Source organism: Nocardioides panacis (genome assembly GCF_019039255.1).
Lineage (GTDB): Bacteria > Actinomycetota > Actinomycetes > Propionibacteriales > Nocardioidaceae > Nocardioides_B > Nocardioides_B panacis.
In genome coordinates, this window is the sequence record NZ_CP077062.1 from 3358233 (window position 1) to 3383875 (window position 25643).

Genomic DNA, 25643 nt, shown 5'->3' on the forward strand with positions numbered 1-25643 from the left:
GCTAGGTGGAGGGAGCACTGCACCGGTTCGTCCGGCTGCTACGGCTGAGCGGGATGCGCGTCAGCGTCTCGGAGGCGATCGACGCCATGCACGCGACCGCGCAGCCCGGCGTGCTCGCCGAGCGGGAGCTGCTGCGCTCGGCGCTGACCGCGACCCTGGTCAAGGACCGCCGCGACGTGGAGACCTTCGACCGGGTCTTCGACCGGTTCTTCGGGCTCAGGGCGGTCGTGCCCGCCGAGGAGGAGGGCCACTCCCACGCCCACGACGACCTGTCCGACGACGGCGAGCTCGAGCAGTTCACGCTCTCCGACAACCCCGGCGACAACCCCGAGCAGGGCCACTCGCACGGCAAGCCCAGCGACCTGAAGGAGTACTTCGACCCCGAGGACATGGCCCAGCAGTACAACCTGCACCAGGAGGCCAACCGCCTCGACATGTCCGCGCTCACCGACGAGATCGTGCTGTCGAACGACACCAAGGACAGCCGGGGCGAGGCGGCCCGGGTGCAGCTGTCCACCAACCGCATGCGCAACCCGGGCAACCCCGGCGACCTGACCGCGAGCCCGGGGCTGGAGATCGACACCGAGCTGAGCGTCGCCGAGGAGATGGCGCTGTTCGACTGGCTGGCCGACAACCTGCCCGACGAGGCCGACATCGACGTACCGGAGAACATCGCCGCCCTACGCGCCGCCCTCGCGCCGCTGCTCGCCGGCCTCCCCGAGCGGCTGCGCGACCACCTCCAGCGGCTGCTGTCGGTGGAGAAGGAGATCGAGACCCGGCAGATCGAGGCGGCCCGTGCCGAGACCCTCGACGAGGCCGAGCGCGCCGACCTCGAGGAGTCGCTGCGCCGGCTGCTGCGCAGCCTGCACGGCGCGCCGCGTCCCAAGCGCGCGATCGCCGCGCAGGGCGTGGTCGACGGACGGCGCACGATGCGCGCGAACATGAAGTACGACGGGGTGCCGTTCCGCCCGGTGACGGTGCGCAAGGTCGAGGACCGGCCGCGGCTGCTGGTGCTGTGCGACGTCTCGCTCTCGGTCCGCAACACCGCCCGCTTCACGCTGCACCTCGTGCACAGCCTGCAGTCCGTCGCCGCCCAGGTGCGCAGCTTCGCGTTCGTCAAGGACATGGTCGAGATCACCGACCTGTTCGCCGAGCACCGGATCGAGGACGCGCTGTCGCTGGTGCTCGCCGGGTCCCCCGCCGGCGGGATGCTCGACGTCGACGCGGACTCCGACTACGGCACCGCCTTCGAGCAGTTCCTCGAGCAGTACGGCTCGGCCGTCACCCGTCGTACGACGCTGCTGGTGCTCGGCGACGGCCGCGGCAACGGCAACGACCCGCGGGTGCCGGTGTTCGAGGAGCTCGCCCGGCGGGCCCGGCAGACCGTGTGGCTCACCCCCGAGCCGCGCTACTCCTGGGGGCTCGGCCGGTGCGACCTGCCGGCCTACGAGGAGTACTGCGACCGGGTGCAGGTGGTCCGCAACCTGCACGGGCTGGAGAAGGCGACCACCTCGATGTCGGGGGGCGGCGGATGACCAGCGACGTGGTCGCGCCGATCGACCCGCTGACCCCGACCGTGGGGGGCCGCTACGAGGACCCGCTCGTGGTCGTCGAGGCCGCGCACGGCGCGCGCCGGCCGGCCACCGGTCGGACGGTCCGCACGGGGCACTTCGACCTGACCCCGCGGGACGGGCGGGCGCACGTCACCCACGTCGTCCCCGCCGAGGCCGTCGACGACGACCTGGCCGGGCTGCTCCAGGACGAGCTGTTCGGGCCGGGCTGGCTGCGCGGCGCCGACCTCTTCGAGCGGGTGTTCACCGGCGTCGTACGCACGAGTGCGCCGGACCCGCTGGACAGCTGGGAGCTGTTCTACCGCAACACGCTGCGCCGTCTCGCGGACGCCGGGCCGGCAGCCACGGCGGACGGCCCGCGGGGCTCGCACGGCTCGATCGCGGGCTACGCCCCGGTGCACGACCACGTGCTGGAGCTGCTGGCGCCCGGCTCGGTGCTGGAGCTCGGCTGCTGCTTCGGCTTCCTCGCGCTGCGGATCGCCGCCACCGGGCGGACGACGAAGGCCTCCGACGTCTCGCCCGGGACGGTGCAGCTGCTCGCCAGCATCGCCCCGCGGCTGGGGCTGCGTCTCACCACCGAGACCGCCGACGCGGCACGGTTCCCGGCCGAGGACGGGTGCGCCGACACGGTGTTGGCGATCCACCTGCTCGAGCACCTCGAGCCCGGCCACGGCAGCCAGGTGGTCGCCGAGGCGCTGCGCCTGGCCGCGCGGCGGGTGGTGATCGCCGTACCCCCTGGAGGACGAGGCCAACGAGACCTACGGGCACGTGCGCACGGTGAGCCTCGACGACCTGCACCGCTGGGGCCGCAGCACCGGCCGCCCCTACGACGTGCACGAGTTCCACGGCGGCTGGCTGGTCATCGACGCCCCCTGACCCGGCGCCTCCGGCGGCCGAGAACCCGCCGACCCGGCGACTCTGGTCGCGCTCCTGCCCGCCACCGCCGCCAAAGGCGCCGGGTGGGCGGGGTTCCGGCAACCAAAGGCGCCGGGTGGGCGGGGGTTTGGGCGCCAGAGGCGCCGGGTCAGGCTACGTAGGGGATGGTCTGGGGGCCTTCGGGGAGGACGCAGACGCGGGCGTCGGGACCACCTCGGTGCAGCGCCTCGAGCACCGTCTCCGCGACGTCCTCGGTGTGCCCGAGGTGCGCGGTGGCGAGGTCGGCGGCGGACAGGTAGGAGGAGCGCACGACCACGTCGGCGTGCGACTGCACCTTGGCCTGCACCTGGACCTGCCACTGGTCGGGGACGGTGCGCTCGCGGGCCGCGATGGTCGCGAGCAGCGCCTGCGGGGAGGCCTCCGAGGCGAGCACCTCGCGGTAGGAGCCGTGGTCGGGGAACCCGTCGCGGCACTCGGCCGCGCAGACGATCGTGCCGCCGCGCTTCACCACCGTCATGCCCGCCGACATGCCCTTCACCGCCTGGTAGAGGTTCTGGTCGAGCGGGAAGCCCGCGTTGGTGGTGACCACGACGTCGAACAGCGCCGGCACGGGCTGCATCGCCAGCCGCTGCGACGCCGCCCGGGCGGCCGCGTGCATCGCGGACAGCGTGCCGCCGAACGCCTCGACGATGCGCTGCTCGCGGTTGAGCACCACGTCGAGCCCGAAGTCGACCTTGCCGACCGCCGCGACCACGGCCCGGATGTCGTCGTGCACCGGGTTGCCCTCGACCACCGCCCAGGTCGCGCGCGGGTCGCCGATCCGTCGGGCGTCGTGCAGCGTCAGCACGGTCTCGAGCCCCGCGAGGCCGGGCGCGACCAGCTTGGGGCCGCCGCTGAAGCCGGCGAAGAAGTGCGGCTCGACGAAGCCGGTGGTGATCCGCACGTCGGCCTCGACCCAGAGCCGGTTCAGGAAGACGGGTACGTCGCGGCCGTGCCGCCCCAGCCACACCAGCGACGCGTCGTCGCGGGCGTCGTGGTTGACCACCCGGACCCGGTCGGCGGCGTCGCCGAGCATCTGCCGGACCTCCGCGTCGCTGTTGCCCCGGTGCGTGCCGGTCGCGACCAGCACGACGACGTCGTCGGGCGACACGATGCCGTCGAGCTCGTCGAGGACCGCCGGGATCATCAGGTGCCGGGGCTGCGGGCGGGTGCCGTCGCACATCGAGATCGCGACCGTCTGGCCCGGCTTCACCAGCTCGCGCAGCGGCGGGCCGTCGACGGGGTTCCGCAACGCGTCGCGCAGCAGCCCCGCCTGGTCCTCGGCCGCCTCGACGTAGGTCGGCTCCACGACCGTCGTACGGTCCGCGGGCAGCTCGACCTCCAGCCCGCTCTCGCCGTAGGCCAGCCGGACGGTCACCGTGTCCCGAGTCATGCTCTCCACCCTTGCACGGCTCAGATGACCCCGAGCTTGCTGGCCTCGTAGACCGCCTCCGCGCGGCGGGAGACGCCGAGCTTGCGCAGGATGTTCCCGACGTGGAACTTCGCGGTCGTCTCGGAGATGTAGAGCCGGGCGCCGATGTCGCGGTTGGACAGGCCGCGGGCGAGCAGGCTGAGCACCTCGCGCTCGCGGGCGGTCAGCTGCTTGGTCTCCTCCACCGGCGGGGCGTTCAGGCCGCGGACCATGGCGGCGGCGCTGCGGGCGTCGAACGCGCTCTCGCCGCGGGACACGTCGCGGATCGCCCGGATCAGCGCGGAGGTGTCGACGTCCTTGACGACGTACCCGCGGGCGCCGGCGCGGATGGCCTGCAGCACCAGGTGCTCGTCGAGGAACGTGGTCAGCACCAGCACCCCGATCTCGGGGTGCTTGCCGGTCAGCTCCTGGCAGAGCTCGAGGCCCTCGCTGTCGGAGGACGTGGAGAGCTTGAGGTCGAGCAGCACGATCTGCGGGTCCGCGCGGCCGACGACGGCGAGCGCCTCGCTGGCGCTGGACGCCTCGGCGACGACCCGCAGGTCGTCCTCGCGCTCCAGGATCGAGCGCAGGCCCTGCCGGACGATCGCGTGGTCGTCGACGAGCATGATGCCCACGACGTCGCTACGGGCACTTCGCTGGGACGGGGCGAGCGTGGCCATGTCAGGCCTCCAACTGGTCGGTGTCGCGGTGCTCGTCGACGGGGTCGCCGACGAGCTCGGTGACCAGGCCCGGAGGGGTCAGGGTCAGCGGGAGCGGGATGCGCATCTCGACGCGGACGCCGCCGAGCCGGGCGCGGCGGAACGCCAGGCTGCCGCCGAGGTCGGCGATCCGGCTCTCCATGTTGACCAGGCCGCGGTGCCGTCCGTCGACCATGGTGGCGCGCTCGAGCCGCAGCTTGCGGCTCAGGTCGGTGGGGTCGCCCTCGCCGTCGTCGGCCACGGACACGGTCATCTGGTCGGGCCGGTAGCGCAGCCGGACGATCGCCCGGGTCGCCTGCGCGTGGGTGGCCACGTTGAACAGCGCCTCGCCCACGGTCCGGGCGATCTCGTGGTCGGCGTCGTTGGGCAGCCGGATCACGTCCCCCTCGACGCGCAGCTGCACCTGCAGGTGCGGCTTGTGCTGGTGGGCGACCTCGTGGAGCAGCTCGGGCAGCGTGGAGACCGTGTCGCGGTGCGGCTGGTGCAGCGCGTAGATCGCCCGGCGGAGCTGCTCGACGGCGTCCTGCGACAGTTTCTTGGCGGTCGCCAGCCGGGCCAGGATCGAGGACCCCGGCCGTCCCAGCGCCTCCGCCTCGCCGCGGGCGATCTCCACCGCCATCCCGGCGGAGAGGACGTACTGGGTGACGCTGTCGTGCAGCTCGCGGGCGATCCGGTGCCGCTCGCCGTCGATCAGCTCGCGCTGGTGGGCCAGCAGCAGCCGCTCCTCGACCTGGCGCAGCTCGGCGGTCCGGTCCGCGAGGTTGCGGGCCTGGGCGGTGGCCTCGTCGTACAGGTGCTGGGCGCGGCGGTGCAGGGCCAGGCCGGCCTGGTACTGCTCGGAGGTGTGCAACGAGACCGCGGCCTGGTTGGCCAGGATCCGCAGCACCGACAGGTCGCCGGGCTCGGGGTCGACCTGGAGCCGGTGCTGGGCGACCAGGCTGCCCACCGTGCGGCCCTCGAGGGTCATCGGCACCCGGATCCAGCCGTTCTTCTCGATCACCGGCCGGGTGTGCCCGGCCCGGATCGACTCGAGCTCGAGCTTGACCGGGGTGGGCAGGTCGTCCTCGTCCACGGTGATGTCGCCGTGCGCGTCGGAGGCCAGGAAGCGCGGCCGGGCGCCGCGCAGGTGGCCGTCGGAGAGCGCCAGCACCGTCCACTCGGCGTTCAGGTGCGCGGCCGCGGCCCGGACCACCTCCTCGAGCAGCCCGCGGGGGCCCTCGACGGTGCGCACCAGCGCCCGGGAGATCGAGTCCATCGCGCGCACCGCGTGCTGCATCCGCTCGTCGGAGCGGACGTAGGCGCGGTAGTAGGACGTCTTGCCGGAGCGCACCCCGGTGAGGGTGGCCAGGTCGATGCGCTGGCGACGGGGGCTCATCGGGGCGTCAGCGGCATCAGAGTGCCGCCAGGAAGAGCTTCTCCACGTCGCCGGAGGACGCCGCCCGAGGGTTGGTCGTCAGGCACGCGTCGTCGAGGGTGTTCAGCGCGAGGCGCGGGATCGCGCTCTCGTCGACGCCGAGCTCCCGCAGGCCCCGGGGTACGCCGACGTCGTCGGCCAGCTCGCGCACGTGCACGGCGAGCATCTCAGCCGCCTCGCCCGCCGGCACCCCGTCGACCTGCAGGCCGGCGGACCGGGCCAGCTCGACGAACCGCTCGGGGCTCTCCTGGGCGTTGTAACGGATCACGTGCGGCAGCAGCACCCCGTTGACCACCCCGTGCGGGGCGTCGAGCAGCCCGCCGACCTGGTGGCTCATCGCGTGGGTGGCGCCGAGGATCGCGTTGGTGAACGCGAGCCCCGCGTTGAGGCTGGCCTGCGCCATCTTGGAGCGCGCGGCCTCCTCCGTGGGACGCAGGATCGTGGTGCGCAGGTTCGCGCAGACCAGGCCGACGGCGTTCAGGGCGTGGATGTCGGCCAGCGGGTTGTGGGCCAGCGACACGAACGACTCGATGCCGTGGGTGAGCGCGTCCAGTCCGGTCGCGGCGTTCAGCCACTCCGGCATCGTCATCAGCAGCCGCGGGTCGGTGATCGAGATGTCCGGCACCAGGGCCCGGCCCATGATGGTGATCTTCACCGACCGCTCGGTGTCGGTGACGATGCAGAACTGGGAGACGTCGGCGCCGGTGCCGGACGTGCTGGGGATCATCAGCAGCGGCGGGATCGGCTTGGCGACCAGGTCGACGCCGCCGTAGTCCAGGATCCGGCCGCCGTTGCCGGACAGGATCGCCACGCCCTTGGCCGCGTCGATGCACGAACCGCCGCCGAGCGCGATCAGGACGTCGCAGCCCTGCTCGACGTACCGCTCGTAGGCGGCGTGGATCTCGTGGTCCTTGGGGTTCGGCGTGACGGCGGACCAGACCACCGGGGCCAGCCGGGCCTCCCGAAGGTGGCCGAGGAGCTCGTCGCACCAGCCGGCCTCGATGATGCCGGGGTCGGTGACGACCATCGGTCTGCGGGCCCCGAGACGGGCGGCGGAGAAGCCGGCCTCGCCGAGCGAGCCGAGGCCGAACACGACCTCGGGGGCGTGGAACTTGACCAGCGGGGGACGGGGAGCCGGGGGCTGGGGCTCGTCGTCGCGCTGGGTCGGCAGGTCTGGTTCCGCGATCGACTGCACGGCGCCTCCCATCAAGACGCCTCCAAACTACACGCGGGTGGGCGACACCGGCACCGGTGCGCCGTGACGCGCGCCCGCCGCCGGCGCCATCGTCGTACGCCGATGGCCACACGGTAGGTGGCGGTGCGGGCCGGGTCCCCCGTCCGCCGAGGGGCACCCACCTGACCGGACGGGTAGGTGCGTCGTCCACCAGGCGGGACCAGACTGCGAGGACCGGTCGAGACGACCTCCCCTGTGCTTGCGAGGAGCAGCCCATGAAGACCACCGCAGCCGTCGTGTACGAAGCGGGCAAGCCCATCGAGATCGAGGAGCTGGACCTCGACGGGCCCAAGGAGGGCGAGGTGCTGATCCGCTACACCCACGCCGGGCTGTGCCACTCCGACGTGCACGTGGCGCACGGCGACCTCGAGGCCCGGTTGCCGATGGTGCTCGGCCACGAGGGCGCCGGGATCATCGAGGAGGTGGGCCCGGGCGTCACCCGGGTCAAGGCCGGCGACCACGTGGTCTGCTCGTTCATCCCGAACTGCGGCACCTGCCGCTACTGCGCGAGCGGCCAGCAGTCGATCTGCGACATGGGCGCCACCATCTTGGAGGGCTACCTGCCCGGCGAGCGCTTCCCGTTCACCGGCCCGCGCGGCAACTACGGCGCGATGTGCATGCTCGGCACCTTCAGCCAGTACGGCGTCATCCACCAGAACTCCGCGGTCAAGGTCGACGACGACCTGCCGCTGGAGAAGGCGGTGCTCGTCGGCTGCGGCGTGCCCACCGGCTGGGGCGCCGCGGTGAACACCGCGAACGTCCGGCCCGGCCAGACCGTGATGGTCTCCGGGATCGGCGGCATCGGCATCAACGCCGTCCAGGGCGCGCGGTACGCCGGCGCGAAGTACGTCGTGGCCGTCGACCCGCTGGAGAACAAGCGCGAGAAGGCGATGGAGCTCGGCGCCACGCACGCGTTCGCCACCGTCGAGGAGGCACAGGAGGTGATCACCGACCTGACCCGCGGCCAGATGGCCGACTCCGCGATCCTCACCCCGGGCCTGATGACCACCGAGATCGTGACCGGCGGCTTCAACGCGGTCGGCAAGGGCGGCGTGGTCGTGCTGACCGGCCTGAACAAGGTCATGGAGCCGAACATCCAGCTGCCCGGCACCGTGATGACGCTCTACCGCAAGTCGCTCAAGGGCAGCCTGTTCGGCGACTGCAACCCGACCGTCGACATCCCGAAGATCCTCGGGCTCTACCAGTCCGGCGACCTCAAGCTCGACGAGATCATCACCCGCACCTACACCCTGGACCAGGTCCAGGAGGGGTACGACGACCTGCTCGCGGGCAAGAACGTGCGCGGCGTCGTCGTGCACTCGCACAACTGATCTTGGTCGCTCCCGGACCCGTCCTGGACCGGGCCCGCGAGGTCGAGCTGCTCACCGCCGCGCTGGACGGCGGTGCGCACGTCCTCCTCGAGGGCCCGCCAGGGACGGGCAAGTCGACGCTGCTGCGGGCCGTCTCCACGGCCCGCTCGGCGCCGTTCCACCTCGTCGAGGGCAACGCCGAGCTCACGCCCGCGCGGCTGGTCGGGCACTTCGACCCGGCGCAGGTCCTCGCGCAGGGCTACTCCCCCCGACGTGTTCGTCGACGGCCCGCTGGTGCTGGCGATGCGCGCCGGCGGCCTGCTGTACGTCGAGGAGATCAACCGGGTCCCGGAGGAAACGCTGAACGTCCTGATCACGGTGATGTCGGAGGCCGAGCTGACGGTCCCCCGGCTCGGGCTGGTGCACGCCGAGGCGGGCTTCCGGCTGGTCGCGGCGATGAACCCGTTCGACGCGGTCGGCACCGAGCGGATCTCCTCGGCGATCTACGACCGCACCTGCCGGATCTCGATGGACTACCAGTCCGCGGCGACCGAGGCGCAGATCGTCGCGCTGCGGGCCCCCGCCGCCGGGGTGGCCGACGACTGGCGTGCGCTGGTCGTCGAGCTGGTCCGTCGTACCCGCTCGCACCCGGACGTCCGGATCGGCTCCTCGGTGCGCGGCGCCATCGACATCGTCGCGATCGCCGGCCGGCTCTGGTCGATGCGCGGCGTGGCTCCCGGGGACTGGCACGCCGGGCTGGACGCGGCGCTGGTCTCGCTGTCGGGACGGATCCGGATGCACGAGTCGGCCGGGCGGCGTCCCGAGGACGTCGTCCGCGAGCTCTACGAGGCGGTCTTCGGGCCGCCCCCGTCCGACGAGGAGCCCGGCGGGTCCGACCCGGGGGAAGCCTGAGCCCGCCTCCTCCCCAGCAGGCGGGCCGGCCCCAGCAGCGCAGCAACCCCAAGCAGGACGCGTCGCGCAACCGGACCGTCGGCCGGTCGACGCTGGCCAAGCACGCCCGGTTCGCCGAGGTCTCCCCCGAGGTCGGGGTGCTCGACGAGCAGGCCCTGGACCGGGCGCTGGCCGCCGACCCGGACGGCACGCTGGCGCTGGTCGCCGACCTGGTGCACGCCACCGACGAGTCGCTGCGCGCCCGGGCCCGGAAGCTGGCGGCCCGGCTGGTCCTCGACCGGTCGCGGTCCGGACGCCCGGTGCGCAGCGGCACCGCCCGGCCCCGGCTCGTCCCGGCCGGCCAGGGCGGGGACCTCGACGTCGACGCCTCCCTGGACGGGATCCTCACCGCGCGCGGCGAGCGGCGGCCGGCCGACCTCGACGAGCTGGCCGCCCGGGACTGGGGCCGCCAGGACCTCGCGGTGTGCCTGCTGGTCGACGCCTCGGGCTCGATGAGCGGCGAGCGGCTCGCGGTGGCCGCGACGGTGGCGGCGGCCTGCGCGCTGCGCGCCCCCGGCCAGCACGCCGTGATCGCGTTCGCCGGCGACGTACGCACGCTGCGGCACCTGCACGGTCAGGACCCCGCGGCCAGCGTCGTCGACCGGGTCCTCGCGCTGCGCGGGCACGGCGTGACCCAGCTGGCCGACGCCCTGCGCGCGGCGTCGGCCGAGCTGGCCGGGGCCCGGGCCCAGCGCCGGGTCGTGGTGCTGCTCTCGGACTGCCGGCACACCGACGAGGACCCGCTGCCGGTGGCCCGCACCGTCCCGGACCTGGTGGTGCTTGCCCCGCGCGACGACGCCGAGCAGGCGCACGCGTTCGCGGCGGCGGCCGGGGCCCGGTGCGCCGAGCTCGACGGGGCCGACAGCGCCCCCGCGCTCCTGCGCGACCTGCTGTGAGGCCGGGTCAGAACAGCAGCGGCAGCGCGAACAGCATCACCGTGGACCAGGTGACGTGGGTGAGCACCGGGGCCAGCACGCCGCCGGACGCCCGGCGCTCGAGGCCGGTGACGACGCCCAGCAGGATCGCCGCGAAGGCCAGCATGAAGTTGCCGGTGGCCAGGGTCGCGACGACGTAGGCGACGGTGCTGACCGCGACCGGGTGCCGGGGTACGGCGGCGTAGAGCGCGCCGCGGAAGAACAGCTCCTCGGCGATCCCGTTCACCACCGTGATCAGCACCAGCATCGGGGTGACGCCGGCGTTCGCGTGGCTCAGGACGCTGGAGATCTGCCGGTCCACGAGCGGGATCTCCCGCACCACCAGGGCCCCGACCACGAAGATGCCGGCGAGCAGCAGGCCGAGCACGATCGCGCCCACGACGGGCCGGCGCAGGTCGTCGTGCCGCTCCGGGTGCGCGATCCGGCCGAGGTAGAGCGGGCCGGACGCGAACGCGCCGATCGTCCAGATCGACGCCAGCACCAGGGTCGCGACGTAGAACGTCGAGTCGCCGGCCTCGATCTGCAGCGACCAGCCGAGCACCACCGCGCCGATCACCACGAAGACACCGGTGACCACCCGACGGACCAGGAAGGGGCGCGGGTCCTGCCGGTGGTTGCGCGGCACCTTGTCCCACAGCAGGCCGCGCAGGGCACGCTCGGCGGAGGTGCGCAGCCCGCCGCGTCCGGTGCCCGTGCCTCGCACTCCTTCGCCCACCCGCTCAGACCAGCCGGTCCGGTTCGGTGCGCTCGGCGCGGCGGGTGCGGACGCCGAGCAGCACGGCGGCGAGCACGGTCCGGGGCGCCTGGAGGATCCGCGAGCCACGCACGGTGACCGACCCGCCGGACCAGCCGGGGTCGGTCGGCGCGGGGGCCTGCGGGTCCGCGTCCGGCTCGGTGCCGTCGGGCACCGGGCTCAGCGAGCGGCGCAGCGCCTCCTCGAGCGGCAGGAAGGTGTGGTCGCCGCCGGCCAGCTCGGTGCGGGCGTCGTCCTCCTCGCAGACCATGTCGTGCGCGAGGCTCTCCACGAGCGCCGAGACCGTCCCGCGCGGCATCCCGGTGATCGCCGACACCACCCGTCCGACCAGGGCGGACGGCACGAGCGGCACGAACACCTGGCGGCGCCGGAGCCCGGCGACGCGGGCGAACAGCCGCAGCAGCTCGGGGTAGGTCACCTGCTCCTCGCCGCCGACGTCGTAGTGCCGGTTGCGGGGCTCGCCGCGCAGCGCGCAGGCCAGCAGGTGCACCACGTCCTGGACCGCGACCGGCTGGACCCGCCGGCGCATCCAGGTCGGCACCGGCGTGACCGGGACCCGCTCGCTGAGCCGGCGCAGCAGCTCGAAGGACGTGGAGCCGGCGCCGATCACCATCGCGGCGCGCAGCACGACGGCCGGCACCGCCCCGTCGAGGAACACCTCCTCGACCTGGAGGCGCGAGCGCAGGTGGTCCGACAGGTCGCCGGCGGGGACCAGGCCGGAGAGGTACACCAGCCGGGTGACGCCCGCCTGCTCCGCGGAGCGGGCGACGAGCTGCGCGGCCTCGCGGTCCTTGGCGACGAAGTCCCCGGAACCCATCGAGTGCACCAGGTAGAACACCGCGTCGACGCCCGCGACGGCGGAGCGGACCAGGTCGGGCTCCTCGATGTCGAACAGCGTCGTGTCGACGTCGTCGACCCACGCGAAGGCGTCGACGTCGCCCTCCTTGCGGATGGCCGCCACGACGTCGTACCCCTGGGCGAGGAGCGTCGGGATCAGCCGGGAGCCGACGTACCCGGTGGCGCCGGTGACGAGAACGCGCATGGGGGACTCGGCTTCCTGGGTGGGGACCCGGGGGTGGGACACGCGGCCACGGGCTGAGCCGTCCACGGTACCGGGGCACCCCAGCGCGCCCGGCTCACCGCGACAGCCGGCCCCGTACGACGGACAGGGTGCCGAGCACCACCAGTCCGGCCAGCGCGAGCACGCCGAGGAGGACCCGGCCCAGCAGCACCGCGACGACCAGCAGGGCGAGGCAGGCGACCGCGCCCTTCGAGGCCCGCCGGGCGCCGGCCGCGTGCTCCCGGCGCCGGGCCACCGGGTCACGGGCGGCGCGCCGGTTGGCGAACCCGTTCAGCACGAGCAGCGCCGCCACCAGGCCGACGACGAGGAGCGCGATCAGCTCGAGGGTCGCGGAGTCGGGCACGACGTCAGCCTGGCACGAGCAGCGCGCGGTGGAGGGTGCCGAGTCCCACCTGCCGGTCGCCGACGGTGGCCGGGGTCAGGTCCGGGACGGGCCGGCCCCCGCACCGGCGACTGCCGCCTCGGACTCCCGCTCCGCGGGCCCGTCGCCTCGAGCGTCCGTGGTGGCGCCGCTGGCTCGTCGGGTCCGGGCCACGCCGGAGGCCAGCCCGAGCGCGAAGACGATGCTCACCGCGTCCCAGCGTTCCGCGTTGTTCGGCTCGTACAGGAACGGGAGCGCCAGGCAGCCGAACGCGACCGCACACAGCAGCCAGTCCCTCGTCATGACCATCACCAGCAGGTACAGCGCCAGAGCCACCAGGCCGAGGAGCACGAAGCTCGTGCCCACCGGAGCGGGCAGCTGGATCTCCTGGGTGCCGTCGTTGCTCAGCCACCCGGTCAGCCAGCGGGAGGAGTACGCGACGTAGTCGCGGAACCATGTCACCCAGCCGCGCCAGTACTTGTCGTTGAAGATGCTGTAGAACAGCTTCTCGTAGGGCACCTTCGCCACGTAGCCGCTCCGCAGCATCAGCCAGATCAGCGCTCCTGGCAGGACGAAGACGGCCGAACCCAGCGCGACGGCTCGCGCCCGCGTGGTCCCGAGGGCCGTGGGACGCAGCAGCGCGACCAGGCCCCACGGGACGAGGCCGATGAGCAGGATGAGCATGTACTGCGTGTGCCACAGGCCGAGGACGGTAGAGCTCAGGACCACCGCGAGCAGCCAGGCACCGCGACGCGCGGCCGCTCGGTGGAACCCCAGGATGCACAGCGTGGTGACCAGGAACAGCATCACCCCGATCCACTTCTCGTCCGCGCGGGTGGCCATGGTGCGCATCGCCGGCGACAGGCCGAGGTAGGCGACGGCGACGGTCGCCGACCCGGCACCCCCGCCCCTGAGGAAGGCGAACCCGACGACGAGCACGACGACGAGCACGACCGCCACGGACAGGAGCAGGAACCAGCCGGACGCCGGGGTCAGCCCGCCCGGAGGCTGGAAGTGACAGTCCCACCGCTGGATCAGCGCATTGCCCAGCGGGTGGGCCGAGTCACCCATGCCCTTGACGATCCACTGGCCCCCGCAGGGCGCGGCGGCGCGGGCGATGAACGTGTCCGTGTCCAGGTCGGGGACCGCGTGGTGCCAGATCAGCGAGATCTGGGACACGAGGGTCAGGAAGCCGATCGCCACGAGCACGACGAGGTCGGGCGCCCACCGGGGCCGCTCCCCCCGCCGCCGTCGGGTCGAGAGCCCCGAGCGCCTGGGACCAGCAGGCTCTGAGCCCATGTCGGTGGTTCTGCCTGAGTACATGGGGAGAGAGTCTGCACACTGCGGGGCTAGGTGTCCACGCGCGCCCGGAGCAGGGCGCGGTGGTGGGTGCCGAGTCCCACCAGCCGGTCACCGACGGTGGCCCGGCAGGTGAACACCGCCCGGCGTCCGGACACGGACGCGGCGGCGCACTCGACGGTGACGGTGTCCCCCACGTCGGCGCGGCCGAGGTGGTGCACGAGGATCCCGGCCCCGACGTGGGTCAGCTCCGGGGTGGGCGGTGGCAGCAGGTCGCAGGTGACCAGCTCGAACCAGAGCGCGAGTCGCGGCGATCCCAGCACCTGCACGTCCGCGTCCGGGTGGCCCATCGCCGCCGCGGTGTCCTCGGCGCCGACCGCGAGGTCTCGGACCACCGACGCACCGACCGCCGGCCACGCGGGGTGCGGGTCGTCGATGACCGGCGGGGCGAGGGCGGCCGCGGCGCGGGCCAGCGACGCGAGCCGCTGCTCGTCGACGTCGCCGGCCGCGGCGGCCAGGGACACCCGCAGGGTCTCGGTGACGATCGCGCTCTGCGCAGGGGTCAGCACCCGGCCAGCCTAGGACGCTAGGCGGTGAGGTCGGCGGCGGCGTCGCGCGCGTCCTTGTCGTCGTACAGGCTCACGTCCGCCTCCCGGTAGAGCCGGTCCGCCGCGGCGCGCTCGTGCGGACCGAGCACGCCGACGGCCACGCCGATGCTCAGCCGGACCGCGAGCCCGGGAGCGATCCGCTCCCAGTCGGTGGCCACCACGGCCTCGCGCAGCGCCCGGGCACGGGCCTCCGCGGTCGCGCGCAGCCGGTCGAGCACGCCGGGGCTGGCCGTGCCGTCCCCGTCGGTGACGATCACCGCGAACTCGTCGCCGCCCAGCCGGAGCGCCAGGTCACCGGGCCGGACGTGGCCGGCGACCACCCGGGCCACCCGGCGCAGCGCCTCGTCGCCGACCGCGTGCCCGTGCAGGTCGTTGACCACCTTGAAGGCGTCCAGGTCGATCAGGAGCAGCGCGGTCGCCCGTGCGGACTCCGGGACCTCCTGGCGCCAGTCGTCGAAGACCCGGCGGTTGGACAGCCCGGTCAGCGGGTCCAGCAGGACGTCGCGGGAGAGCACGGCGTGCTCGGCGCTGAGCCGCTCGGTGGCGATCGTGGCGCGGGCCGCGGCGAGCACCGCCCGGCGCGCGGACCACCGGGCGCGGGAGACCAGCAGGCCGTAGGCACGGTGCGCGTCGACGGTCTCGCCGGGACCCGTCGTACCGGCGGACTCGGCCAGCACCCCGGCCCGCACCCAGGCCGGGAAGGAGCGGGCGCCGGTCGAGGACGAGTCAGGCACCGCAGGCCGCAGCCGCGCCCGGGCCTCGGCCCCGCGGCCCAGCCTGAGCAGCGCGAACCCGACCAGCGCGTCGAGCAGCGGCAGCACCTCGACGTCCTCGATGGCGACAAGTGTCTCGCGGTGTGCGTCGAGCACGGCGAGCGCGTCGTCGACCGGCGGGGCTCCCTCGACCGGCTCCCCGCAGGCGGCCAGCACGAACGGCACCAGGTCGTGGCAGGCCAGCACGTCGAGCCGCCACAGGTCCTCGGGCAGGTCGGCGGCGACCGCGAGCCGGACCGCGTCGCCGGCCCGGTGCAGCTGGTCGAGGGCCTGCCGCTCCTCGCCGAGCTCGAGCAGCGCGGTCGCCCACTCCAGCCGGAGCAGCACCCGGTCGACGGTGACCGCGGGCTGCAGCATCGGCTGCTCGCAGGCGGGCGCCAGGTCGGTGGCCCGGTCGTAGAGCTCGTCGACCAGCTCCCACAGCGAGAGGGTGTTGTACGCCGCGGCGGACACCACGAGCGCGCAGCACCGGTCCAGGGCGGGCAGCGACTCGTCGTCGACGAGCACCACGGCCCGGCCGGCGTCGGCGAGCAGCGCGGCGCTGTCCTCGCGGCGGGCCGCGGTGACCGCGCGCAGCGACAGCGCGATCCCGCGCAGCGCCGGGGTGCCGACCGCCTCGGCGCGCTCCACCAGGTCCTCGACGAGCCCCTCGGCGACCGGCCGCTCGCGTCGCACGATCGCGTGCACCGTCCGGCCGGCCGCGGCCAGGAACGCCGCGTGCTCCCAGCCCTGGCGGCTCGCCTCGGCCTCGAGGGTCACCAGCGCGGCGAGGGCGTCCTCCGGGGCGTGACCCTGGGCTGCCTCGAGCAGGGAGTAGGCCTGCAGCCGAGCCGCCGCTGCAGCGTCAGTGGGCATGGCAGAAGTATGGAGGCCGAACGTCCCGGGCGGGAGAGTTCGCACCGATTCATCCGTTGGGCGTCCACACCCCGGACGAGCCGCGCCGGTGGCTGTCGACCAGGTGCGTGTCGACGATGCCCACCGCCTCCATCAGCGCGTACATCGTGGTCGGCCCGACGAACGCGAACCCGCGCCGCTTGAGCTCCTTGGACAGCGCCAGCGACTCCGCGGACCGGGTCGGCACGTCGGCGTACGTCGACGGGGCCGGCGTGGCCGCGGGGCGGAAGGACCACACCAGGTCGACGAGTCCGCCGTCCGTGCGCAGCGCCAGCGTCGCGCGGGCGTTGGTGATCGTCGCGTCGACCTTGCGGCGGTTGCGGACGATCCCGGCGTCCGCCATCAGCCGTTGCACGTCGGCGTCGCCGTAGGCCGCCACCCGGTCCGGGTCGAAGTCGTCGAACGCCGTGCGGAACGCCGGCCGCTTGCGCAGGATCGTGGCCCAGGACAGCCCGGACTGGAACGCCTCGAGGCTGAGCCGCTCGAACATCCCCCGCTCGTCGCGGACCGGCATCCCCCACTCGGTGTCGTAGTACTCCTGCATCAGCGGGTCCGAGGCCGCCCACGTGGGCCGCGCCAGACCGTCGTCACCCAGCACCGTCATGGGCCGAGTCTGTCAGGAACCGGGTCTCCACTAGCGTGGGCGCATGGAGGGACCCGCCTGCTGCGCACCGGCAGCCGAGACGCCGGCCCGGCCGCGCGCCGTCCCCGCGCGCAGCGACCGCCGTCCCCGGGGGCAGGTCCCGGTTCCCGCGGGCCGCTTCGAGATGGGCGACGCGTTCGGCGAGGGCTACCCCGCCGACGGCGAGACGCCGGTGCACGCCGTGCACCTGGAGGCGTTCCGGATCGACGCGACCGCCGTCACCAACGCGCAGTTCGCCACCTTCGTCAAGGACACCGGCCACCTCACCGGCGCCGAGGAGTTCGGCATCTCCGCGGTGTTCCACCTCGCCTGGGAGCGCAACACCGACCGACGGGAGCGCGACCTGGTCAACCGCGCCGACGGGGTGCCGTGGTGGCTGGCCATCCACGGCGCCGACTGGCGCTCCCCCGAGGGACCCGGCTCCGACGTCAGCCGGCGGCAGAACCATCCCGTCGTGCACGTCTCCTGGTACGACGCGCAGGCCTACGCCGCGTGGGCCGGCAAGCGGCTGCCCACCGAGGCGGAGTGGGAGCGGGCCGCACGGGGCGGCCTGTCGCGCCAGCGGTTCGCCTGGGGCGACGAGCTCACCCCGCGCGGCCGCTGGGCGTGCAACATCTGGCAGGGCGAGTTCCCGACCCGCAACACCGAGGACGACGGCTTCCTGACCACCGCGCCGGTGAAGTCCTACGCCCCCAACGGGTTCGGGCTGTGGTGCACCGCCGGCAACGTGTGGGAGTGGTGCGCCGACTGGTTCGACCCGGGCTACTACGCACGCTCCCCCGAGCACGACCCGACCGGCCCGGACGCCGGCGAGCAGCGGGTGATGCGCGGCGGGTCCTACCTCTGCCACGACTCCTACTGCCACCGCTACCGGGTCGCCGCGCGCTCCTCGAACACCCCCGAGTCCACGTCCGGGAACACCGGCTTCCGCTGTGCGGGAGAGGCCTGATGCCCCGCGTCCGCGAGCTCACCGGCGACCACCTCGAGTTCTGGCGCGAGCGGCACCTGTGCACGGTGACCACGCTGCGCGGGGACGGGTCGCCGCACGTCGTACCCATGGGGATCGTGGTCGACGTGGACGCCGGCGTCGCCTGGGGCATCACCTCGACCACCTCGCAGAAGGTCGCGAACCTGCGCCGCGGCACCGACCCGCGGGTCGCGGTGTGCCAGGTCGACGGCCGGCGCTGGTCGACCCTGGAGGGCACCGCCGAGGTGCGCGACGACGAGGCGTCGGTCGCCGAGGCCGTCCGCCGCTACGCCGAGCGCTACCGGCAGCCGCGCGAGAACCCCGACCGCGTCGCGATCCGCATCACCCTCACCTCCGTCATCGGCAACGTCTGACATGGCACCAGGAAAGGCACAGCTGTGAAGCAGCACTTCCGGCTCGACACCCACCCGATCGCCGACCCGGCCAACGTGGTCCGCGGCGACCGCTACCGGATCACCGTCCTGGACGCCGGCCTGGTCCGGCTGGAGTACGACGAGTCCGGCACCTTCGAGGACCGGGCGTCCCAGACCGCGGTGAACCGGGCGTTCGCGCCGAGCGACTTCTCGGTGACCGAGACCGAGGACCTGCTGGAGATCCACACCGACCGGCTGCACCTGATCTACGACAAGGGGCCGTTCACCACGCACGGCCTGTCGGTGCAGGCCAAGGGCGGTTTCCACTCCAACGACTCGGTGTGGCGCTACGGGCAGAACACCCCCAACCTCGGCGGCACCGCCCGCACCCTCGACGACGTCGACGGCGCGATCCCGCTGGAGGACGGCGTCCTCGCGTTCAACGGCGTCGCGCTGGTCGACGACTCCGAGACCGTGCTGCTCGACGAGCGCGGCTGGATCGCGCCGCGCCGCCCCGGCACCCTCGACCTCTACCTGTTCGCGTTCGGCCGCGACTACAAGCGTGCCCTCAAGGCGCTCTACGAGCTGACCGGCCCGACCCCGCTGCTGCCCCGCTACGCGCTCGGCAACTGGTGGAGCCGCTACCACCCCTACACCGCCGAGGAGTACGTCGCGCTGGTGGACCGGTTCGCCGCCGAGGACGTGCCGCTGTCCGTCGCGGTCATCGACATGGACTGGCACTGGGTCGAGATCGACCCGAAGTACGGCAGCGGCTGGACCGGCTACACCTGGAACACCGACCTGTTCCCCGACCCGGCCGGCTTCCTGGCCGACCTGCACGAGCGCGGCCTGGCCACCTCGTTGAACGTGCACCCGGCCGAGGGCGTGCACGCGCACGAGGCGGCGTACGCCTCCATCGCGAAGCGGATGGGGCTCGACCCGGCCAGCGAGCTGCCGGTGAGCTTCGACCCCACCGACCCGGAGTTCATCGAGGCCTACCTCGAGGAGCTGCACCACCCGCTCGAGGAGGAGGGCGTCGACTTCTGGTGGCTCGACTGGCAGCAGGGCGGGGTCACCAAGATCGCCGGCCTCGACCCGCTGTGGCTGCTCAACCACTTCCACTTCCTGGACTCGGGGCGGGACGGGAAGCGGCCGCTGACGTTCTCGCGCTACGCCGGGATCGGCAGCCACCGCTACCCGATCGGCTTCTCCGGCGACACGATGATCACCTGGGAGTCGCTGGACTTCCAGCCGTACTTCACCGCGACCGCGTCGAACGCCGGCTACGGCTGGTGGAGCCACGACATCGGCGGGCACTTCAAGGGCTACCGCGACGACGAGCTCGCCACCCGCTGGGTGCAGCTCGGCGTGTTCTCGCCGGTGAACCGGCTGCACTCGGGTCTCAACCCGTTCAACACCAAGGAGCCGTGGCGGTTCACGGCCGCCGCCGAGACGGTGATGACCGACTTCCTGCGGCTGCGTCACCAGCTGCTGCCGTACCTCGCGACGATGAACCTGCGCGCGCACGCCGAGGGCGAGCCGGTCGTGCAGCCGATGTACTACGACCACCCGGACGAGCCCGCGGCCTACGACGTCCCGAACCAGTTCATGTTCGGCAGCGAGCTGCTGGTCGCGCCGATCACGTCGCCGGCCGACCCGGCCACCGGTCTCGGCCGGGTCCGCGCGTGGCTGCCCGAGGGCACCTGGACCGACGTGTTCACCGGGCAGACCTACTCCGGCGGGCGCACCCTGCACCTGCACCGCGACCTGGCCTCGATCCCGGTGCTGGCCCGGGCCGGCGCGATCGTCCCGATGGTGCCGGCCGAGGAGCTGCCGCGCGGCACGGACCTCGCGGACGTCGTGGAGCTGAAGGTCTACCCGGGCGCGGACGGCGCGTTCACGCTGGCCGAGGACCGCGACGACGACCGCTGGGCGCGGACCCGGATCACCTACGACGACGCGAGCGGCGAGGTGACCGTGCACGACGTCGAGGGCGACGCCGCGACGCTGCCCGCCGGCCGGACCTACCGCGTCGAGGTGGTCCGCTCGCGGCTCACCGCCGAGGAGCGGGTGTTCGCGCTGCTCGACCGGGCGCAGATCGGCTTCGAGCTCAAGGCAGCGGTGTACGACGCGGTCCGCACCGCGCCCGACGCCGGTGCCGCGGTCCTCGCGCTGCAGGGCCTCGACGTCTCCCCGGTGCTGCTCGGCGCCCTCAGCGAGATCCTCCTCTCCCCCTGACCCGGCGCCTCCGGCGGCGAAAAGCCCGCCGACCCGGCGCCTCTGGCGGACCGTCCGTCGCCAGAGTCGCCGGGTCGGCGGCGTTCTCTGCGCCAGAGTCGCCGGGTCAGCGGGACAGTGCGGTCGCGTCCAGGACGTAGGCCCACAGCCGGGCGAGCTCGTCGGCGCTCTCCCGGGTCCGGGGCAGGTAGTGCTCGGGGCGCGGCGCGCGGTCGTGCCAGAACTGGCCGCCCCCAGGCGCCGGCTCGGTCGCGGCGAGCCACACGACGGTGTCTGCGCCGGTCTCCGCGTCGCGCAGCACCGGCCCCATCACCTTGTGGAAGCCGGGCAGCGACGTCACCACGCCGGGGGTGTCGGCCCAGCCGGGGTGCATCGTGTGCACGGCGATCCCGTCGGCGGCCCAGCGCTCCTGCATCAACGGCGCCAGCGCGACCTGCATCCGCTTGGTGCGCGCGTAGGCGGTGGTGCCGCGGTACTCCCCGTCGCGGTACTCCGGGTCGTCGGCCGGCAGCTTCTGGGCGTACATCCCACCGGAGGACACCACCACCACCCGCGACCGACCGGCCGCGGCCAGCAGCGGGCGCAGCAGCTCGGTCATCAGCAGCGGGCCGAGCACGTGGGTCGCGAAGGCGACCTCGTGCCCGTCGGCGGTCTCGGTGCGCTCGGGCGGCAGCACCCCCGCGTTGTGCACGAGTACGTCGACCCGCTCGGCCGACCCGCGCAGCGCGGCCGCGAAGGCCCGCACCGAGGCCAGGTCGGACACGTCGCAGCGGTGCAGGTGGACCTCGGCCCCGGGCACCTCGCCGCGGATCGCGGTGACCGCCGTGCGGCCCTTGGCCAGGTCGCGCACGACGAGGTGCACCGTCGCGCCGAGACGGGCGGTCGCGGTGGCGGTGGCCTGGCCGAGGCCGGAGCTCGCGCCGGTCACCACGACCGTCTTCCCGGTCAGCGACCCGGGCCGCGGGTCGTCGGCGTCCCAGGAGGGACGGCGCAGCCAGTACCCGATCTTGCTGTAGCCGGGGACCACGGTGCGGTCCAGGGCGGTGTCGAGGGCGCGGGTGAGCAGGTGGGTCATGCGGGCACCTTCAGGTCGGCGAGCACGGCGTGCGCGGCGCGGCGCCCGGAGACGAGGGCGCCCTGGATCGAGCTGGTGTCGCGGTGGTCGCCGGCGACGTACACCGTCTCGCCGCCGCCGGTGAGCCGGACCGCCCGGCGCAGCGGGTGCGGGGCGGGCATGCCGGGCAGCGCGTGCGGCAGGTCGTAGGTCGCGACCAGCTCCCAGCCCGAGGTGTCGACGCCGTGCAGCCGGGACAGCGCACGGCGTACGACGGGCCCGTCCGGGTCGTCGGGCACGGTGCCGTGCACCATCGAGGTGGAGACCAGCGCGCGTCCCGCGGGGGCGTACTCCGGCGCCGCGGCCGACAGCACGATGCTGTTGGCGATCGGCGAGGAGCCGGCGTCGAGGAGCAGCCGCGCGGACGACTCCGGGAAGGCCGGCGCCGCGTGGTAGACGGTGGTGACGCCGCGCGCGACCGGCTCGGTGAGCACGTTCGGGAGCAGCCGGGACGCGGTCCAGGCGTCGGTGGCGACGACCACGGCGCGCGCGCCGAACCCGCCGACGGCGGTCTCCACCTGGTCGCCCGCGAGCCGGTGCGCCGCGGTGCCGAGACGGACGGTGCCGGCGGGCAGCCGCCCGGCGAGCTGCTCGGGGAGGCTCTGCATGCCGCGGGCCGGGACGGTGGAGACGCCGCGCGCGAACATCCGCAGCATCAGGTCGGTGAAGCGACGGGAGGTGGACAGGTCCTGCTCCAGCAGCACCCCGGAGAAGAACGGCCGCAGCAGCCCGTTGACCAGGTCGGGCGGGATGTGCGCGCGCCGCCACGCCTCGGCGGAGCTCACGTCCGGACGCTCCTTGAGTCCGGCGACGGGCCGGGTCGCGCACAGCCCGGCGTACAGCCCGAGGGCCGCCTTGCCGCGGACCCCGCCGACCGGCAGCCCGAGCGCACCGGCCGCGCCGGAGAGCTTCTGCGCCGGGTTGGTGATCCGCTGCCGCTCGCCGTTGAGCAGCACCTCGACCGTCGCGTCGAAGGGGCGCAGGTCGAGGGCGTCGAGGTCGACCGCCGACCGGAGCGCCGGGTAGCCGGTGTTCAGCACCTGGAAACCACGGTCGAGGGTGTAGCCGTCGACGTGGTCGGTGCGCACCCGGCCGCCCACCGCGTCGCCGGCCTCCAGCACGGTCACCTCGACGCCCCGGTCGGTCAACTCGCGCGCGCACGCGAGCCCGGCCAGGCCGGCCCCGATCACGACGACGTCGGTGGTGCGGGTCATGGGGTCTCCTGGTGGGCGTGCCGGAACAGGGGCGGAAGGTAGCGCACCATCAGCGTGGACCACGTGAGGTGGGTGATCACCGGGGCCTGCAGGCCGCCGGAGGCCCGCCGCTGGAGGCCGAAGAGCGTGCCCATCACCGCGGCGGCGAGCATCAGCGCGGGGTTGCGGGTGGACGCGGTGGCCAGCGTGTAGACCGCGGTCGAGGCGGCCACCGCGCGGTCCGCGTCGAGGGTGGCGTACATCGCGCCGCGGAAGAACACCTCCTCGCCCAGGCCGTTGGCCAGCGTGGTCGCGACGACCAGCGGGCCACTGCCCTCCTCCGCGAACACCAGCACCTTGCCGATCGCGCGGTCCAGGACCGGGATGCTGCGGGCCACCAGCGCGCAGCCGTAGAAGAACCCGAACGCACCGACACCCGTCGCGACCGGGGTGAGCACCGGTCGGCGCAGGTGCTGGTCACGGCCCTGGATCCAGCCGAGGTGCAGCGGCCCGGACAGCAGCCCGCCGGCGGTCCACGTCGCGGCCACCGCCGCGGTCAGCCCGTAGAACTCCTTGGAGTTCGGCTTCGTGGACAGCGAGAGACCGAGCAGGCCGGTGCCGAGCAGCGACACCCCCGCGACCACCCGGCGCCGGCGCCGTACGACGGGCGCGGTCTCGGTGTGCTGCACCGGCACCACGTGGGTGATCGGCATCGGCAGCCGCGCCTCGACCTGCGCGCGGGTCCGCCGCCACCAGGCCGACCCCATCAGGCGGGCTCCGGGGCGTCGTGCTCCGCGAGCGCGACGCGCACCGCCTCGTCGTACCCCATCGGCTCGAACGGCACCACGCCGCGGATGCTGTCGTCCTGGACGACGACCTCGTTGGCCATCGAGTCCACCAGCGAGCGGCCGGCCTGGGTGTCGACGTCGGTGACCAGGGCCAGCCAGCGCGAGGAGAGCCCGGGGGTGAGCAGGGGCACCGGGACGACCAGCAGCCGGCGCTCCTTGATCGCCGCGACCCGGCGCATCATCGTGACGTACTGCAGGACCTCGGGGCCGCCGATGTCGAAGACCCGGCCGATCGCCTGGTCCTCGTCGAGCACCCCGACGAGGTAGCGCACCACGTCCGCGACCGCGATCGGCTGGGTCTTGGTGCGCACCCAGCGGGGCGTGACCATTGCCGGCAGGTGGTCGACGAGCTGGCGGGTCATCTCCCAGGAGATGCCGCCGCTGCCCACGATGATGCCCGCGCGCAGCACGGTGACCGGGACTCCGGCGGCGCCCAGCAGGCCTTCGACCTCGCGGCGGCTGCGCAGGTGCGTGGACAGCTCGTCGGCCTCGCTGCCCAGTCCGCCGAGGTAGACGATCTGGCGCACCCCCGCCTCGGCGGCCGCCCGCCCGAAGGACGTCGCGGCCTGCGCGTCGAGGCGCTCGAAGTCCTTGGAGTCCAGCGAGTGCACGAGGTAGTACGCCGCCCGGCAGCCGGCCAGCGCGGCCGGCAGCGAGTCGGCGTCGTGCACGTCGCCGAACACCGCCTTGCCCTCGCCCTCGTAGGTGTCCGGGTGCCGGGTCATGGCGCGGACCTCGTGACCGGCCCCGGTGAGCGCGCGGACCAGCCGCCGTCCCACGAAGCCTGAGGCTCCCGCGACCAGGACCGGTCCGGATGCCGACTCGGGTGATGTCACTCGTTCTCCTCGTGCTGCGTCTGGTTCCACTCGTCCCGGGTGCGGGCGGTGGGGCGGGTGGGCTGGGGCCGCTGGTGCCCGATCTCGCCGCCGGCGCGACCGCCGTAGGGGCGGCCGTGGTCGGCGTACTCCTCACGGTAGAACGACAGCGTGTGGTCGCCCAGGTCCACCCGGGACGCGGTGCGCAGCACCGAGGAGTCGACAGGCGCGCCGTTCACCCGCGTGCTGCCCGGCCGGCCCCGCCGGACCAGGACGTACTCGTCGGCGTCGTCGTGCCGGACCTCCGCGTGCAGCGGTTCCAGGCCGGCCAGCACGACGTCGCAGCCCGGGTCGGAGCCGAGGGTGGTGACGTCCGCGCGCAGACCGAACACCTCCTGTCGGTCGCCGGGCCACGGGTCGGGCCGCGGCGCCATGATGAGTCGGGGGTTCCCGCCGCCGGGCAGAGCATGCGTGGTGGTCACCGTGCGACGGATCCGGCGCGCGAAGGTGGGCGCGATCGGGAACAGCGTGGCGGGCGGGGCGAGGTCCGCGGCCGGCAGCGCGCCCCCGCTCGGCGCCTGGGCGCGCCCCCGGGCCAGCGACCACAGGCCGGCCCCGCGCAGCACGCGGATGTGCCGCGACCCGGTGACCCGGCGCTGCAGCCAGGAGGCCCGCCGGACGCCCAGCGTGACCAGCGGCCCCGAGGGGGCGACCACCGTCAGCGACAGGCCCTGCCGGGCGAGCAGGGCGGCGAGGCCGCGGACGGCACCCGCGTCCGACCGGCCCGCGAACAGGAACGGGTCGCTGACCCGGAGCCGGAGCTCCGTGCCGGAGCCGGTCAGCGAGCCCGTCACCGTGCGCGATCCGGGCAGGTCGACCGAGAACTCCAGGTCGGCGTCGACGGTGAGGTCCAGGGACATCGGCTCAGGCGTCCGAGGTGGCGGCGTTGTCCCGGGTGGTGACCTGCAGGGTGCCGTTCAGCTTCCAGGTCGCCCGCGGCGCCTCGGCGCCGGTGTCGCGGGGCACCTCGACGGCCATGTCGATGAACCGGTAGTTGATGGCCGCCTCCCGGCCGGTCAGGAAGGACCACATCTCGCGGCCGAGGTCGGTCCAGTCGACGACCTCTTGCTGGTGGATGTCGTGGGTCATGGCGGGTTCTCCTCGTGTCGGTGGGGCGGGGCGGACCGTCCGGAAACTTCAACACTTTCCTCAACGGCTTGT

25 protein-coding genes and 1 pseudogene are annotated in these 25643 nt (G+C 73.9%); 9 read left to right on the plus strand and 17 right to left on the minus strand.

Annotated elements, in window-relative coordinates; all coding sequences use genetic code 11:
• Nucleotides 1-5 precede the first annotated feature (5 nt).
• Together KRR39_RS16420 and mftM are read left to right on the plus strand one after the other, a co-directional pair.
• Entirely contained in the window at nt 6-1535 is a 1530-nt protein-coding gene (locus tag KRR39_RS16420) for a VWA domain-containing protein (protein ID WP_216938586.1), read from the plus strand.
• A complete protein-coding gene (gene mftM, locus KRR39_RS16425; protein WP_216938587.1) occupies nt 1532-2608 on the plus strand; it encodes a mycofactocin oligosaccharide methyltransferase MftM in 1077 nt (358 codons plus the stop codon). Before KRR39_RS16420 ends, mftM begins: the two co-directional genes overlap by 4 nt.
• Here the strand turns inward: mftM and larA are convergent.
• Genes larA through KRR39_RS16445 form a run of 4 tightly spaced genes read right to left on the minus strand, consistent with a single transcriptional unit; the run spans nt 2596 to nt 7237 of the window.
• Nucleotides 2596-3879, minus strand: coding sequence for a nickel-dependent lactate racemase (larA, locus tag KRR39_RS16430; RefSeq protein ID WP_216938588.1), 1284 nt, complete (start codon nt 3877-3879; stop codon nt 2596-2598). The two genes, mftM and larA, sit on opposite strands and share 13 nt — an antisense overlap.
• 20 nt (nt 3880-3899) lie before the next feature.
• Nucleotides 3900-4577, minus strand: a complete 678-nt coding sequence (locus KRR39_RS16435) for a MadR family response regulator transcription factor (protein ID WP_216938589.1) — start codon at nt 4575-4577, stop codon at nt 3900-3902.
• A gap of 1 nt (nt 4578) precedes the next feature.
• Nucleotides 4579-5991 carry a MadS family sensor histidine kinase gene (locus tag KRR39_RS16440; protein ID WP_254185193.1) on the minus strand — a complete coding sequence of 471 codons (1413 nt, stop codon included), beginning with the start codon at nt 5989-5991 and terminating at the stop codon, nt 4579-4581.
• Nucleotides 5992-6007: 16 nt separating this feature from the next.
• Nucleotides 6008-7237, minus strand: a complete 1230-nt coding sequence (locus KRR39_RS16445) for an iron-containing alcohol dehydrogenase (protein ID WP_216938590.1) — start codon at nt 7235-7237, stop codon at nt 6008-6010.
• A 242-nt stretch (nt 7238-7479) separates the two neighbouring features.
• Here KRR39_RS16445 and KRR39_RS16450 point away from each other — a divergent pair, with 242 nt between their 5' ends.
• From KRR39_RS16450 to KRR39_RS25030, 4 genes and pseudogenes are all read left to right on the plus strand, one after another.
• Nucleotides 7480-8595 (plus strand): NDMA-dependent alcohol dehydrogenase, encoded by a 1116-nt coding sequence (locus tag KRR39_RS16450; RefSeq protein WP_216938591.1) that lies wholly within the window; start codon nt 7480-7482, stop codon nt 8593-8595.
• 2 nt (nt 8596-8597) lie between these two features.
• A pseudogene (locus KRR39_RS25670) lies at nt 8598-8804 on the plus strand (AAA family ATPase); the annotation flags it as partial.
• 43 nt (nt 8805-8847) lie between these two features.
• Nucleotides 8848-9486 (plus strand): AAA family ATPase, encoded by a 639-nt coding sequence (locus KRR39_RS16460; RefSeq protein ID WP_216938592.1) that lies wholly within the window; start codon nt 8848-8850, stop codon nt 9484-9486.
• A 137-nt stretch (nt 9487-9623) separates the two neighbouring features.
• A complete protein-coding gene (locus KRR39_RS25030) occupies nt 9624-10421 on the plus strand; it encodes a VWA domain-containing protein (RefSeq protein ID WP_254185194.1) in 798 nt (265 codons plus the stop codon).
• A gap of 7 nt (nt 10422-10428) precedes the next feature.
• On the opposite strand, the gene KRR39_RS16470 is transcribed toward KRR39_RS25030, so the two are convergent.
• From KRR39_RS16470 to KRR39_RS16500, 7 genes are all read right to left on the minus strand, one after another.
• Nucleotides 10429-11175 (minus strand): CPBP family intramembrane glutamic endopeptidase, encoded by a 747-nt coding sequence (locus tag KRR39_RS16470; RefSeq protein ID WP_254185195.1) that lies wholly within the window; start codon nt 11173-11175, stop codon nt 10429-10431.
• Nucleotides 11176-11179: 4 nt separating this feature from the next.
• Entirely contained in the window at nt 11180-12256 is a 1077-nt protein-coding gene (locus tag KRR39_RS16475; RefSeq protein WP_216938593.1) for an NAD(P)H-binding protein, read from the minus strand.
• A gap of 94 nt (nt 12257-12350) precedes the next feature.
• On the minus strand, nt 12351-12638 hold the full coding sequence (locus tag KRR39_RS16480; protein ID WP_216938594.1) for a hypothetical protein: 288 nt from the start codon (nt 12636-12638) through the stop codon (nt 12351-12353).
• A gap of 75 nt (nt 12639-12713) precedes the next feature.
• Complete coding sequence (locus KRR39_RS16485) at nt 12714-13979, minus strand: hypothetical protein (RefSeq protein ID WP_216938595.1); 1266 nt, start codon at nt 13977-13979, stop codon at nt 12714-12716.
• Nucleotides 13980-14005: 26 nt separating this feature from the next.
• Nucleotides 14006-14524 (minus strand): thioesterase family protein, encoded by a 519-nt coding sequence (locus KRR39_RS16490; RefSeq protein WP_216938596.1) that lies wholly within the window; start codon nt 14522-14524, stop codon nt 14006-14008.
• 17 nt (nt 14525-14541) lie between these two features.
• On the minus strand, nt 14542-16191 hold the full coding sequence (locus tag KRR39_RS16495) for a GGDEF domain-containing protein (protein ID WP_216938597.1): 1650 nt from the start codon (nt 16189-16191) through the stop codon (nt 14542-14544).
• A gap of 49 nt (nt 16192-16240) precedes the next feature.
• Nucleotides 16241-16834 carry a DNA-3-methyladenine glycosylase I gene (locus KRR39_RS16500; protein ID WP_216938598.1) on the minus strand — a complete coding sequence of 198 codons (594 nt, stop codon included), beginning with the start codon at nt 16832-16834 and terminating at the stop codon, nt 16241-16243.
• Between the two features lie 43 nt (nt 16835-16877).
• Between KRR39_RS16500 and KRR39_RS16505 the strand changes: the two genes are divergently transcribed.
• From KRR39_RS16505 to KRR39_RS16515, 3 genes are read left to right on the plus strand one after another with little or no spacing between them, the layout of a single operon-like run.
• A complete protein-coding gene (locus tag KRR39_RS16505; protein ID WP_216938599.1) occupies nt 16878-17822 on the plus strand; it encodes a formylglycine-generating enzyme family protein in 945 nt (314 codons plus the stop codon).
• Nucleotides 17822-18214, plus strand: a complete 393-nt coding sequence (locus KRR39_RS16510; RefSeq protein WP_216938600.1) for a pyridoxamine 5'-phosphate oxidase family protein — start codon at nt 17822-17824, stop codon at nt 18212-18214. Before KRR39_RS16505 ends, KRR39_RS16510 begins: the two co-directional genes overlap by 1 nt.
• A 24-nt stretch (nt 18215-18238) precedes the next feature.
• Nucleotides 18239-20452 (plus strand): glycoside hydrolase family 31 protein, encoded by a 2214-nt coding sequence (locus tag KRR39_RS16515; RefSeq protein WP_216938601.1) that lies wholly within the window; start codon nt 18239-18241, stop codon nt 20450-20452.
• Nucleotides 20453-20558: 106 nt separating this feature from the next.
• Here the strand turns inward: KRR39_RS16515 and KRR39_RS16520 are convergent, their stop codons facing one another.
• Genes KRR39_RS16520 through KRR39_RS16545 form a run of 6 tightly spaced genes read right to left on the minus strand, consistent with a single transcriptional unit; the run spans nt 20559 to nt 25571 of the window.
• Nucleotides 20559-21527 carry an SDR family NAD(P)-dependent oxidoreductase gene (locus tag KRR39_RS16520; RefSeq protein ID WP_216938602.1) on the minus strand — a complete coding sequence of 323 codons (969 nt, stop codon included), beginning with the start codon at nt 21525-21527 and terminating at the stop codon, nt 20559-20561.
• Nucleotides 21524-22780, minus strand: a complete 1257-nt coding sequence (locus KRR39_RS16525) for an NAD(P)/FAD-dependent oxidoreductase (protein WP_216938603.1) — start codon at nt 22778-22780, stop codon at nt 21524-21526. Before KRR39_RS16525 ends, KRR39_RS16520 begins: the two co-directional genes overlap by 4 nt.
• A complete protein-coding gene (locus KRR39_RS16530) occupies nt 22777-23526 on the minus strand; it encodes a CPBP family intramembrane glutamic endopeptidase (protein ID WP_216938604.1) in 750 nt (249 codons plus the stop codon). The genes KRR39_RS16525 and KRR39_RS16530 overlap by 4 nt, the downstream gene beginning before the upstream one ends.
• Complete coding sequence (locus tag KRR39_RS16535; RefSeq protein ID WP_216938605.1) at nt 23526-24443, minus strand: NAD(P)H-binding protein; 918 nt, start codon at nt 24441-24443, stop codon at nt 23526-23528. The genes KRR39_RS16530 and KRR39_RS16535 overlap by 1 nt, the downstream gene beginning before the upstream one ends.
• A complete protein-coding gene (locus tag KRR39_RS16540) occupies nt 24440-25342 on the minus strand; it encodes an FHA domain-containing protein (RefSeq protein ID WP_216938606.1) in 903 nt (300 codons plus the stop codon). Before KRR39_RS16540 ends, KRR39_RS16535 begins: the two co-directional genes overlap by 4 nt.
• A gap of 4 nt (nt 25343-25346) precedes the next feature.
• Entirely contained in the window at nt 25347-25571 is a 225-nt protein-coding gene (locus KRR39_RS16545; RefSeq protein ID WP_216938607.1) for a hypothetical protein, read from the minus strand.
• Nucleotides 25572-25643 lie beyond the last annotated feature (72 nt).